This is a genomic window from Ruegeria sp. G2 (assembly GCF_056533505.1).
The window spans coordinates 82,670-94,787 of record NZ_JBQFON010000002.1 but is presented as its reverse complement, the minus strand read 5'-3'; the positions used below and the strand labels follow the sequence as shown (position 1 = coordinate 94,787).

The 12,118-nt window shown below is 56.6% G+C and carries 11 protein-coding genes; 5 read left to right on the top strand and 6 right to left on the bottom strand.

Going from position 1 to position 12,118, the window contains the following annotated elements; all coding sequences use genetic code 11:
- Positions 1-2: 2 nt before the first annotated feature.
- Positions 3-896: a ParB/RepB/Spo0J family partition protein gene (locus tag ACR0DU_RS05100; protein WP_480872838.1), complete on the top strand. Its 894-nt coding sequence runs from the start codon at positions 3-5 to the stop codon at positions 894-896.
- On the opposite strand, the gene ACR0DU_RS05095 is transcribed toward ACR0DU_RS05100, so the two are convergent.
- Genes ACR0DU_RS05095 through rph form a run of 4 tightly spaced genes read right to left on the bottom strand, consistent with a single transcriptional unit; the run spans position 886 to position 3,711 of the window.
- Positions 886-1,239, bottom strand: a complete 354-nt coding sequence (locus ACR0DU_RS05095) for a YbaN family protein (protein WP_170780071.1) — start codon at positions 1,237-1,239, stop codon at positions 886-888. The two genes, ACR0DU_RS05100 and ACR0DU_RS05095, sit on opposite strands and share 11 nt — an antisense overlap.
- A gap of 3 nt (positions 1,240-1,242) precedes the next feature.
- Positions 1,243-2,397: a radical SAM family heme chaperone HemW gene (gene hemW, locus ACR0DU_RS05090; RefSeq protein ID WP_480872835.1), complete on the bottom strand. Its 1,155-nt coding sequence runs from the start codon at positions 2,395-2,397 to the stop codon at positions 1,243-1,245.
- Positions 2,387-3,001 (bottom strand): RdgB/HAM1 family non-canonical purine NTP pyrophosphatase, encoded by a 615-nt coding sequence (rdgB, locus tag ACR0DU_RS05085; protein ID WP_480872833.1) that lies wholly within the window; start codon positions 2,999-3,001, stop codon positions 2,387-2,389. The genes hemW and rdgB overlap by 11 nt, the downstream gene beginning before the upstream one ends.
- Positions 2,998-3,711, bottom strand: coding sequence for a ribonuclease PH (gene rph, locus ACR0DU_RS05080; protein WP_170542547.1), 714 nt, complete (start codon positions 3,709-3,711; stop codon positions 2,998-3,000). The genes rdgB and rph overlap by 4 nt, the downstream gene beginning before the upstream one ends.
- A 112-nt stretch (positions 3,712-3,823) precedes the next feature.
- On the opposite strand from rph, the gene hrcA reads away from it, so the two are divergent.
- Together hrcA and ACR0DU_RS05070 are read left to right on the top strand one after the other, a co-directional pair.
- On the top strand, positions 3,824-4,888 hold the full coding sequence (gene hrcA, locus ACR0DU_RS05075; RefSeq protein WP_010442969.1) for a heat-inducible transcriptional repressor HrcA: 1,065 nt from the start codon (positions 3,824-3,826) through the stop codon (positions 4,886-4,888).
- A gap of 10 nt (positions 4,889-4,898) precedes the next feature.
- Entirely contained in the window at positions 4,899-5,462 is a 564-nt protein-coding gene (locus ACR0DU_RS05070; RefSeq protein WP_010442968.1) for a nucleotide exchange factor GrpE, read from the top strand.
- Between the two features lie 58 nt (positions 5,463-5,520).
- On the opposite strand, the gene mutS is transcribed toward ACR0DU_RS05070, so the two are convergent.
- Entirely contained in the window at positions 5,521-8,136 is a 2,616-nt protein-coding gene (gene mutS / locus ACR0DU_RS05065; RefSeq protein WP_480873288.1) for a DNA mismatch repair protein MutS, read from the bottom strand.
- A gap of 161 nt (positions 8,137-8,297) precedes the next feature.
- On the opposite strand from mutS, the gene ACR0DU_RS05060 reads away from it, so the two are divergent.
- Complete coding sequence (locus tag ACR0DU_RS05060) at positions 8,298-10,553, top strand: NADP-dependent malic enzyme (protein ID WP_480873286.1); 2,256 nt, start codon at positions 8,298-8,300, stop codon at positions 10,551-10,553.
- 3 nt (positions 10,554-10,556) lie between these two features.
- Complete coding sequence (locus ACR0DU_RS05055) at positions 10,557-11,429, top strand: ribokinase (RefSeq protein ID WP_480872831.1); 873 nt, start codon at positions 10,557-10,559, stop codon at positions 11,427-11,429.
- Here the strand turns inward: ACR0DU_RS05055 and msrA are convergent.
- Entirely contained in the window at positions 11,426-12,097 is a 672-nt protein-coding gene (gene msrA, locus ACR0DU_RS05050) for a peptide-methionine (S)-S-oxide reductase MsrA (RefSeq protein WP_170780064.1), read from the bottom strand. The genes ACR0DU_RS05055 and msrA overlap by 4 nt on opposite strands.
- Between the last annotated feature and the right edge of the window lie 21 nt (positions 12,098-12,118).

Here is a 12,118-nt window from a genome sequence, read left to right as displayed (position 1 = left end):
ACATGAATGCCAGGAAAGGAAAACCCCGAGGACTAGGTCGCGGATTGTCGGCATTAATGGCTGATGTGGCACCAGAAGCCGATGGTCGTATCTCGTCGGAATCTCGCCGCCCCGACCTTACAGTGCCGATTGAGAAGTTGCAGGCAAATCCGGATCAGCCGAGACGTCGATTTGCGCAAGAGCAGCTGGATGAACTTGCCGCATCGGTCAAAGAAAAAGGCATTATTCAACCTTTGATTGTGCGCAGTATAGCAGGTGGCCAATATGAGATTGTCGCCGGTGAGCGCCGGTGGCGAGCGGCTCAGATGGCGCAACTCCATGATATTCCGGTGATTCTTCGCGAATTTGATGATACCGAGGTGCTCGAAGTCGCGATTATCGAGAATATTCAGCGTGCTGATCTGAATGCCGTGGAGGAAGCGGCAGGATTCAAGCAGTTGATGGATCGCTTTGGTCACACGCAGGAAAAACTTGCCGAAGCTTTGGGTAAAAGCCGAAGCCATATTGCCAACCTGTTGCGTCTGCTGTCATTGCCGATGGATGTGCAAACGCTTGTGATTGAGGGGAAATTATCTGCCGGCCATGCAAGGGCCTTGATCACGGCAGAAGATCCTTCGGAATTGGCCAAACAAGTTGTGCGTGATGGTCTTTCCGTGCGGGCTACTGAAGCGCTGGTCAAAAAACAACAAGGTGGTCCGGATAAGCCAGCGCTGAAATCCAAAAATCTAAATGCTGGGAAAGATGCAGATACGCGCGCCCTCGAAAAGGATTTGTCAGCTATTCTGGCAATGAAGGTCACCATCAACCACAAACCCGGATCAGAAACGGGGCAGGTGGTGTTGTCCTATGAAAACCTCGATCAGCTGGATGATCTTTGCGCAAAGCTTAGCCGCTAGGGCGGGTCCAGATAAAAAGCATGACGCCGCTTAGCACAACGGCCTGAATGATCAGGACGTGTGAAGGCATGGACAGCAACACCGACAGGCCAAATACGGCGGTAACCGACAGGGTGGCCGCCTTTTTTGCGCCAGGCCTAATTACGCCCGAGCTCTGCCAGTCGACAATTAGCGGACCAAAGGTCTGATGGGTTAGCAGCCAATTATGTAGCCTTGATGAAGAGCGCGCAAAGAAAAATGCCGCGAGCAGAAGAAACGGCACTGTTGGAAGCAAGGGTAAGACCACTCCAACCATGGCGAGCGCGACGCAGACCAACCCCAAACCAGCCCAGAGATATTGCATTTGTTACTCCAATAGCTCTCGGATAACGGCATTGAGAATGGCGCGGCCCTGAGATGTGGCGCGTAGCTGTTCGCCTTCCAGGATCAACATGCCCAGATCGGCCAGCGTATCAAGCTTTTCCTGTGGAAGGTCTTCGCCCGAGAGTTGCTTGTATCTATCTATATTTAGACCTTCTGTGACCCTAAGACACATCATAAGGTATTCAGACGCTTGTTCACGCTGTGTTAGTTCGAACCGGTTGCTTTCCCCACTTCCATTTTCAACGGCGGCCAGCCATTTGGTTGGTGAAAGAAAGGTCTCGGTCGCGAATTTGTGGCCATCAAGGGTGATCCGCCCGTGTGCACCTGGCCCGATACCCACGTAATCACCATAGCGCCAATAGATCAGGTTGTGCTGAGACTCCGCTCCGGATCGGGCGTGGTTTGAGACCTCATAGGCGGGTAAACCATGGGCCTCGCATATCTCTTGCGTGGCCAGATACATATCCGCCGCGCTGTCATCCTCGGGCAGACCGCGCAGCTTACCAACTGCATAGCGATCTCCGAACGCCGTACCCTCTTCGATTGTGAGTTGATAAAGCGACAGGTGATCGATCGCCATCGACAGGGCCTCGGCCAACTCAGCGCGCCACGCGTCCAGAGTCTGATGTTGTCGCGCATAGATCAGATCAAAACTGACACGGTCAAAGCAGCTACGGGCAATATCAAAAGCGGCGCGGGCTTCAGCCACGGTGTGAATGCGACCCAGACGGCGCAGGTCATCGTCGTTGAGGGCCTGCACACCCATTGAAATACGGTTCACGCCTGCATCGCGATAAGCTGCGAAGCGACCGGCCTCGACCGAGCCGGGGTTGGCTTCAAGCGTGATCTCCATATCGTTGGCGGGGCGCCAAAGGGCGCGGGCCTCTTCGATGATGGCAGAGATGGTGTCCGGTGCCATCAGCGAAGGCGTGCCGCCGCCAAAAAAGATCGTGTTAAGTACCCGACCTTGCGTTTCACTAGCTGCGCGTTTTAGCTCATTCAGATAGCTATTAAGCCATTGTTTTTGATCAATATTTTTTGAAACGTGGCTGTTGAAGTCACAATAAGGACACTTGGCCTCGCAAAAGGGCCAGTGCACATACAGGCCAAAGCCCCCGTTGCGCCAATCATCCGCCAAAGCAGCCTTTCACGAACATCTCCACCGCGCGGCCGCGATGGCTGATCTTGTTCTTTTCCCAGCGATCCATCTCGGCAAATGTAATGTCGTGTCCTTCGGGGACAAACATCGGGTCATAGCCAAAGCCATCCTTGCCACGAATTGGCCATGTCAAATGTCCAGGGGCCACGCCCTCGAACACCTCGTCATGCCCGTCGGGCCAGGCCAGAACCAGAGTACAGCGGAACTGCGCTGTGCGAGGGTGGGCAGCGCTCTTCGCTTCCAGCTCGTTATGTGCGCGGGTCATCGCCATCAGAAAATCACGGCCATTGCCGGTTTCTGCCCAATCGGCGGTGTAGACGCCTGGCGCGCCATCCAGCGCGTCGATGGTGATGCCGGAATCGTCCGACAGGGCGGGCAGGCCGGTGGCTTGCGCGGCGGCGTGGGCCTTAATCCGGGCGTTGCCGACGAAGGTATCCTCTGTCTCTTCTGGTTCAGGTAGGTCCATTTCGCCGGCGCCCACGACGGCAACACCAAAGGGTTCGAGGAGATGTGCCATCTCCTCAAGTTTGCCTTTGTTGTGCGTGGCGACCAGCAGCTTGTCCCCGTTGAACTTACGGGTCATGCAGTGGCAGCTTTCTGCGCGGCAGCCAGTTCGGCCACGCCTTTTTCCGCCAGATCCATCAATTGGTCCATCTGTGCGCGGCTAAAGACGGATCCCTCGGCACTCATTTGCACTTCGATCAGTTTGCTAGAGCCGGTCATGATGAAGTTGCCATCGACGCCGGCCTCACTGTCCTCGGGGTAGTCGAGGTCCAAAACCGGCTGACCGGCATAAATCCCGCAGGATACGGCGGCGACGGGATCAACCAAAGGGTCCGAAATTACATCGCCCGTTTTCATCAGCTTGTTCACTGCCAGACGCAACGCCACCCAACCGCCAGTGATCGATGCGCAACGTGTGCCGCCATCGGCCTGAATAACATCGCAGTCTACGGTGATCTGACGTTCACCCAGTGCAACCCGGTCTACGCCGGCGCGCAGGGCACGGCCGATCAGGCGTTGAATTTCTACGGTGCGGCCACCTTGTTTGCCGCTTGCCGCTTCACGCCGCATCCGCGTATTCGTCGCGCGGGGCAGCATGCCGTATTCGGCGGTGACCCAGCCCAGGCCCGAGCCTTTTATAAATGGCGGAACGCGGTCCTCGATCGTGGCGGTGCACAGTACATGGGTGTCACCCATCTTGATCAGGCAGGAACCTTCGGCATGTTTGGTAAAGCCGGTTTCAATTGAAACGGCGCGCATTTCGTTTAGATCACGTCCTGAGGGTCGCATGGAAAATCCTTTGTTTGCTGGGTTGGGGATACCGCTCTGCAGCGTTACGATGCAACCCCGATTGACCTTTCTTGTGCCTGCTATTTAATGACGATCCAGCAGAGGATTGCCGATGAGCGAAGCGAGCAAAATTCTGAGCGAGATGAACGACCGGTCACGTGAGGTGTTCCGGCTGATCGTCGAAAGCTATCTGGACAGCGGTGAGCCGGTCGGCAGCCGCACTCTGACACGCACGCTTTCGGAAAAAGTCAGCGCGGCGACCGTGCGTAACGTGATGCAGGATCTGGAATTCCTGGGCCTGCTGGACAGCCCGCATGTCAGTGCTGGTCGGATTCCGACGCAGCAGGGGCTGCGGATGTTCGTCGACGGATTGCTTGAAATGGGCGATCTGGGCGCGGATGATCGGCAGAAGCTGGACGAAACATTAGGCTCTAACGCAGGCGATGTTGGCGGAATGTTAGATCGTGTGGGATCGGCATTGTCACACGTGACACAAGGCGCTTCGCTGGTTCTGACACCCAAACATGAGGCTGAGATCAAGCATATCGAGTTCGTCTCGCTTGGTCATGATCGCGCTTTGGTGGTTCTGGTGTTCTCTGACGGGCAGGTGGAAAACCGGCTGTTTACGCCTCCACCCGGTCAGACACCAAGTTCGATGCGCGAGGCTGCGAACTTCCTCAATGCGCTGATCGAAGGGCGTACGCTTAGCGAAGTGCGTCGCCAGATGCTGTCGCAGATAGATGCGCGGAAGCAGGAAATCGATATTTTGGCGCGTGAGATGGTCGAAAGCGGCATTGCTGCGTGGGACGGGGATGGCAGTGACTCGGCTCGATTGATCGTGCGCGGACGCGCGAATCTACTGAATGAGCCGGGTCAGGCTGAGGAGCTGGATCGAATCCGCACCCTGTTTGATGACCTTGAGCGCAAACGTGACATCGCTGAATTCCTTGAATTGACCGAGGAAGGTGAGGGTGTGCGCATTTTTATTGGCTCTGAGAACAAACTTTTCTCACTTTCGGGTTCCTCTTTGGTGGTGTCTCCATATATGAACGCTGATCGTAAGATAATCGGTGCGGTTGGGGTCATCGGGCCCACACGTCTGAATTACGGACGGATCGTGCCGATCGTGGATTATACGGCGCAACTGGTTGGGAAGCTGATTTCCGACCGGAGCTAGAGGGTAAGAGATGGCAGAGCCCAAGAACGAAGATTTTCTGGACGACATCATGTCCGCAGAAGCAGAAGAGCTGGCCGAGGAATTTGCTGAGATCAGCGATGAAGCTCTGGAGTTGGACGAATTGCGCGCAGAGCGCGACGACTACAAAGACAAATTCATGCGAGCGCTTGCCGACGCTGAAAACGCCCGTAAGCGTGGCGATAAGGCACGTCGGGATGCCGAGCAGTACGGTGGATCCAAGCTGGCGCGTGACATGTTGCCGGTCTATGACAACATGAAAAGAGCGCTCGAAGCCGCGACCGATGAGCAAAAAGAGCTTGCTGCCGGCTTGTTGGAAGGTGTCGAACTCACCATGCGCGCGCTGAAGGACGTATTCCAGAAGCACGGGATCGAAGTAATTACACCTGAGGTGGGCGATCGATTTGATCCGAACGTTCATGAAGCGATGTTTGAGGCACCGGTTCCTGGCACCAAAGCAGGCGACATCATTCAGGTTTCGGCAGAAGGTTTCATGCTACACGACCGCCTGTTGCGCCCGGCGCAGGTAGGTGTTTCGTCTATGCCTGCGGGCTGATTGGCTTCAAAGAAGCCAAGCCTTCGGCGAGAGTATTTTTGAAAAGATGAAGGGGCGGTCAGGATTTGGCCGCCTCTTTTAGTTTGTATATCAGGTCAAGGGCTTCGCGCGGGGTCAATTCGTCCGGCAGGACTTCGTCGAGCATATCCGTAACGGGTGTTGCCTTGGGGGCGGGAGGTGGCGGCGGCGGAGCGGCTGAAAACAAGGGCAGATCGTCGATCAAGGCTTTTTGCTTGCCGCCTTCGCGCTCAGTTTTTTCCAACTGGTCCAGAACAACACGCGCGCGTTCTACCACCGAAGCGGGCAGGCCAGCAAGCTGAGCAACCTGAACACCATAAGATCGGTCGGCGGCACCTTTATGGACCTCGTGCAGGAAGATCACCTCTCCCCCCCATTCCTTGACGGCTACTGTGGCGTTGTCCACACCCTCCAGACTTCCTGCCAGAGCCGTCAATTCATGGTAATGCGTTGCAAATAGAGCGCGACATTGATTGGCGGCGTGCAAGTGTTCCAGCGTGGCCCAGGCGATCGAAAGCCCGTCATAGGTGGCAGTGCCTCGGCCGATTTCATCAAGAATGACCAGCGCGCGGTCGTCGGCCTGGTTGAGGATGGCTGCGGTTTCAACCATTTCGACCATGAAAGTTGATCGACCGCGCGCAAGATCATCTGAGGCGCCGACGCGGCTGAAGAGCTGGCTGACCACCCCGATATGCGCTTGCTCAGCAGGGACATAACTGCCCATCTGAGCAAGCAAGGCAATCAGCGCGTTCTGCCTCAGGAAGGTCGACTTACCGGCCATGTTCGGCCCGGTCAGCAACCAGATGGCGGCGCCATCTACAGCGCTGAGATCGCAATCATTCGCAATGAATGCATCGCCGCCTTGCTGGCGCAACGCGTATTCAACAACCGGATGACGTCCACCTTCCACCTCAAAGCTGCGCGAGCTGTCGACCTGCGGACGACACCAGCTTTCCCCACGCGCTAGATCAGACAAAGAAGTAGTCAGATCCAGTTCTGCCAGACCTCGAGCCGCCTGGTTCAGTCGGGCGGCACGGTCCAGAATTTCGTCAGAAAGCCTTTGATAGAGCCGCTTTTCAATCTCCAACGCCAGATTTCCTGCGTTCAGGATGCGGGTTTCGATCTCGGACAGTTCCACAGTTGTGAATCGCACCTGATTGGCGGTGGTCTGGCGGTGGATATAAGTCTCAGAGAATGGCAGGTTCAGCATCTTCTCGGCATGGGTGGCCGTGGTTTCAATGAAATAGCCAAGCACGTTGTTGTGCTTGATCTTCAACGAGGTGATGCCAGTGTGTTCCGCATATTTTTGCTGAAACCCTGCAATAACAGAACGGCCTTCGTCGCGCAGCGTGCGGGCCTCGTCCAGCTCGGCGTCAAAACCCGGAGCGATAAATCCACCGTCGCGCGCCAGTAGGGGTGGTTCAGCAATCAATGCCTCATCGAGTAGGTTCAGTAGATCATCGAATCCTACGAGGTTCTGCAGAGCAGTTGCCAGCAGGATCGGCAGATCCTGGCCCTCGCAAATTCCGGCAATCGCAACAGCCTGAGTCAGCCCGTTACGAATGGCAGTCAGGTCACGGGGACCACCGCGTTCCAGTGACAGACGAGATAGGGCGCGGTCCAGATCTGGTGTTTTACGTAGGGCTTCGCGTAGATCCGAAGCAATTAGACTGTCTTCGGCAGCGAAACTCACGGCGTCCAGTCGGGCATGAATGACGTCCAGATTGCGCGAAGGACTGGATAGGCGCTGTTCCAGCAATCGCGCGCCACCAGGTGTCACAGTACGATCAACCACCGAAAGCAAAGAGCCCGCGCGACCACCGGACAAGGATCGGGTCAGTTCAAGATTACGACGTGTGGCCGCATCTATTTGCACTACCCGGTCCTCGGACTCTTTCAATGGAGTTTGCAGAAGGGGTAGTTTTCCTTTCTGTGTGATCTCCAAATAGTCAATCAGCGCGCCCATGGCCGAAATCTCGGCGCGGCCGAAATTTCCGAATGCATCCAGCGCACCGACGTGAAACAAGCCGCAGATGCGCTTTTCGGCGGCTGTGCTGTCAAAGCTGGCACGTCCCACTGGGGTTAATGAGATGCCCAGATCGCGCACCGGTTCCTGCAACATCTGTTCCGTCCCGTCGGCCACGATTAACTCGGACGGGGCAAGCCGCGCCAGTTCGGGGCTGAGGCGTACGGAGGTCAATGGCATTACATGAAACGCGCCCGTGGAAATATCTGTCCACGCCAGTGCAGCCTCATCCCGTACCTGGGAGTAGGCGGCCAGAAAGTTATGACGCCGCGCCTCCAATAAGGCGTCTTCGGTCAATGTTCCCGGAGTCACCAAGCGCACAACATCGCGCTTAACAACTGATTTAGAGCCTCTTTTCTTCGCCTCCGCCGGGCTTTCCAACTGCTCACAGACTGCGACACGAAAGCCCTTGCGGATCAAGGTCAGAAGATACCCTTCGGCAGAATGCACGGGCACGCCGCACATCGGAATATCGGTTCCGTTATGCTTTCCGCGCTTGGTTAAGGCGATGTCCAGCGCTTCGGCCGCGTTGACGGCATCTTCAAAGAACATCTCATAGAAATCGCCCATGCGATAAAATAACAGGGCGTCTGCATGAGCCACTTTGATCTCAAGATATTGTGCCATCATCGGCGTGACTGTGGACAAAGGCGGCCCCCTTATGGCGTGTTCCGGGCGCGACCTTACAAATCCCGCATCTTCTGTAAAAGCCGAAAACTCATTCTCGTTGAGGCGCGGCCCCGCCTGCGCTATGAGGCAAAAGCCCTTAAGTCATGGAAACGACCTGTAAGATGCCCAAAGCGAAGATCACCAAAGAAGAGGCGCTGGCCTTTCACCTCGACCCGACCCCCGGCAAGTGGGAGGTGCAGGCCACTGTTCCCATGACCACGCAGCGCGATCTGTCGCTGGCCTACAGCCCTGGCGTTGCGGTTCCATGTGAAGCCATCGCTGAAGCGCCCGAGACCGCCTATGATTATACAAACAAGGGCAATTTGGTTGCTGTGATCTCGAATGGCACCGCCGTTCTGGGCCTTGGGAATCTTGGCGCGCTGGGCTCAAAACCGGTGATGGAAGGCAAATCGGTCCTGTTCAAGCGGTTCGCTGATGTGAACTCGATCGATATCGAACTGGATACCGAAGACCCTGATGAATTCTGCCGCGCGGTGCGTCTGATGGGGCCGACCTTCGGCGGTATTAACCTTGAGGACATCAAAGCGCCTGAGTGTTTCATCATCGAACAGCGCCTGAAGGAAGAGATGGATATCCCAGTCTTCCACGATGACCAGCACGGAACAGCGGTGATCTGTGCAGCGGGCTTGCTGAATGCCCTGCATATCTCGGGCAAGAAGATCGAAGATGTGAAAATTGTACTGAACGGGGCAGGTGCTGCTGGGATCGCCTGTATCGAACTGCTTAAGGCAATGGGCGCGCGGCATGAGAACTGCATTGTCTGCGATACCAAGGGCGTGATCTATCAGGGCCGGACCGAGGGCATGAACCAGTGGAAATCAGCCCACGCGATCTCGACCGATCTACGCACTCTGGAAGATGCCATGAAGGGCGCGGATGTCTTCCTTGGCGTGTCGGTCAAAGGGGCTGTGACGCAGGATATGGTGGCCAGCATGGCCGACAATCCGGTCATCTTTGCGATGGCGAACCCCGATCCCGAAATCACACCGGAAGAGGCGCATGAGGTCCGCGTTGATGCGATCGTTGCGACGGGCCGTAGCGACTATCCGAACCAAGTGAATAACGTTCTGGGCTTTCCTTATCTATTCCGCGGCGCGTTGGATATTCATGCCCGTGCGATCAATGACGAGATGAAAATTGCGTGCGCCCATGCGCTGGCACGATTGGCGCGTGAAGATGTGCCGGATGAAGTAGCAATGGCCTACGGCAAGTCGCTTACTTTTGGGCGCGACTACATCATCCCGACCCCGTTTGATCCGCGACTGATTCACCGTATCCCGCCTGCGGTTGCCAAGGCTGGTATGGATACCGGCGCGGCGCGACGTCCGATCATCGATATGGACGCTTATGAGCTGAGCCTGAAATCCCGCATGGACCCGACGGCCAGCATCTTGCGCGGCCTGAACGCACGTGCGCGTCAGGCGCAAAGCCGGATGATCTTTGCCGAGGGCGACGATCCGCGCGTGTTGCGCGCAGCCGTCATGTACCAACGCTCGGGCTTTGGGAAGGCGCTGGTTGTAGGACGACCGGACGATGTCAAAGAAAAGCTCGAAGCCGCTGGTCTTGGGGACGCGGTGCGCGAGATTGAGGTGGTGAACGCGGCCAATACCTTACATCTCGAGGCCTATAAGGATTTTCTCTATCAACGGCTGCAGCGCAAAGGGTTTGACCACAAGGACATTCACCGCCTCGCTGCGCGGGACCGACACGTCTTTTCGTCTCTGATGCTGGCGCATGGTCATGCGGATGGCCTGGTGACCGGCGCAACGCGCAAGTCGGCGCATGTTCTGGACCGCATCAACCATGTGTTTGACGCCGATGCCGCCCATGGCGCGGCGGGGGTTACTGCATTGCTGCACAAAGGACGGATTGTCCTGATTGGCGACACGCTGGTGCATGAATGGCCGGATGAGAACGATCTGGCCAATATCGCCGAACGCGCCGCAGCGGTGGCGCGTCATATGGGGCTTGAGCCCCGGGCGGCCTTTGTCAGTTTCTCGACCTTCGGTTACCCGGTGTCTGAACGTGCTGAGAAGATGCACCGTGCTCCGGTAGTGTTGGACGAGCGCGGCGTCGATTTCGAGTACGAAGGGGAGATGACGGTTGATGTGGCCCTGAATGTGGATCAGCAGGAAGCTTATCCGTTCCAACGCCTGACCGGACCAGCCAATATCCTGATTGTTCCCGCACGACACTCGGCTTCGATCTCGACCAAGCTGATGCAGGAAATGGGTGGAGCCACCGTAATCGGTCCGATCCTGTCCGGCGTTGATAAGCCGATCCAGATCTGTTCGACGGTTTCGACCGCGAATGACATTCTGAACATGGCCATTCTGGCCTCCTGCGATATTGGGTAAATCATGACGATATGGAACCTAGGCTCTATCAACGCGGATATGGTCTATGCCCTGCCGCATTTGCCCGCGGCGGGTGAAACTCTTGCGGCCAGCGGGTTGCAAAGGTTTCTGGGCGGTAAAGGGGCCAACATGTCGGTGGCTGCGGCCCGCGCGGGGTCACGGGTTTCGCATATCGGCGCGGTCGGGTCAGATGGCCTTTGGGCGCGAGATAGGCTGACCGAATATGGTGTGGACACCCGGCATATTGCTGAGGTGGATGTACCTACGGGTCACGCCATCATTGCGGTGGATGCGCAGGGCGAAAACCTGATTGTGCTGTTTCAGGGTGCAAATCACGTCATTTCTAACGACCAACTTGGACAGGCGTTGTCCTCGGCTGTTTCGGGTGACCTGCTGGTGATGCAGAACGAAACCAATGCTCAAATTGAGGCCGCCAAACTGGGTTGCGAAATGGGGCTGACCGTGTGCTATGCGGCCGCTCCATTTCAAGCCGAAGCGGTACAGGCGGTTCTGCCCTATCTGGATTTTCTGATCCTGAACGAGGTTGAGGCCGAGCAGTTGCAGGATGCAACGGGCCTGGCCCCGTCAGACCTGCAGGTCGAGCATGTTATCGTCACCTTTGGCTCAAAAGGTGCGCGGTATTATCAGCGGGGTCATAAACCACAGGCGTTTCGGGCGCATAAGGTCAACGCCGTGGATACCACGGGTGCTGGTGACACTTTTACCGGCTATGTGCTGGCGGGCATGGATCGGGGCATGCCAATGGAGCAGGTAATTGCACAAGCAAACCGTGCCGCGGCCCTGATGGTCACGCGGCACGGGACAGCTGATGTTATTCCTGATCTAAAAGAGGTACGCGAAGCGCAGCTGGATTAGGAACCGGCAAAGGGTGCTTCGCTTCCCCACAATTGCTTGACGCGCGCATCGCGACCGCAGGCTTTGCGGTATGCTTTGTACGCGTTCTTTTGGCGCTTGGGACCAAACCGGGTCAGGACCAGCTTGTCGCCCTTGTAATAATCCTGATGATAGGCTTCCGCCGGATAAAACGTGCCGGCCTGCAGGATCGGTGTGACCACCGTTTGACCCAACGCGTTTTGCGCGCTGCTCTTGGCCTGCTGCGCCAACGCCTTTTCCCCTGTGTTAGAGACGAAAATGGCGGTCCGATAACTCTCACCACGATCGCAGAACTGACCTCCCGCGTCCGTTGGATCGACCGAACGGAAGAACATGTTCAGCAAGGTTTCACGGGAAACGCGGGCGGGATCGAAGGTGATCTGCACCGCCTCGTAATGCCCGCTTCCGCCTTTTGAGACCTGATCATAGGTTGGGTTCTCGGTCGTACCGCCCGTATAACCCGAAACTGCACCTATTACCCCGGGCACTGATTCGAAATCGGATTCGACACACCAGAAACAACCCCCGGCTACGGTCAGCGTTTCTGTCCCCGCCGCAAGGGCTGGCAAGGCGCGCAGCATTGCGACCAACAGGATCAGCACAAACAGAAGCGAAGGTTTCAGGCAATCAAGGTAAGTGGTCCGGGTCATGGCAGGTCTCCTTCCGAAACC

Excerpts from the sequence above, each read along its gene's own strand:
- rdgB (WP_480872833.1), bottom strand. The coding sequence starts at position 3,001 with ATGACCCGTAAGTTCAACGGGGACAAGCTGCTGGTCGCCACGCACAAC.
- ACR0DU_RS05070 (WP_010442968.1), top strand. The coding sequence starts at position 4,899 with ATGGCAGAGCCCAAGAACGAAGATTTTCTGGACGACATCATGTCCGCA.
- ACR0DU_RS05055 (WP_480872831.1), top strand. The coding sequence starts at position 10,557 with ATGACGATATGGAACCTAGGCTCTATCAACGCGGATATGGTCTATGCC.
- hrcA (WP_010442969.1), top strand. The coding sequence starts at position 3,824 with ATGAGCGAAGCGAGCAAAATTCTGAGCGAGATGAACGACCGGTCACGT.
- mutS (WP_480873288.1), bottom strand. The coding sequence starts at position 8,136 with ATGATGGCACAATATCTTGAGATCAAAGTGGCTCATGCAGACGCCCTG.
- ACR0DU_RS05095 (WP_170780071.1), bottom strand. The coding sequence starts at position 1,239 with ATGCAATATCTCTGGGCTGGTTTGGGGTTGGTCTGCGTCGCGCTCGCC.
- rph (WP_170542547.1), bottom strand. The coding sequence starts at position 3,711 with ATGCGACCCTCAGGACGTGATCTAAACGAAATGCGCGCCGTTTCAATT.
- msrA (WP_170780064.1), bottom strand. The coding sequence starts at position 12,097 with ATGACCCGGACCACTTACCTTGATTGCCTGAAACCTTCGCTTCTGTTT.
- ACR0DU_RS05060 (WP_480873286.1), top strand. The coding sequence starts at position 8,298 with ATGCCCAAAGCGAAGATCACCAAAGAAGAGGCGCTGGCCTTTCACCTC.
- ACR0DU_RS05100 (WP_480872838.1), top strand. The coding sequence starts at position 3 with ATGAATGCCAGGAAAGGAAAACCCCGAGGACTAGGTCGCGGATTGTCG.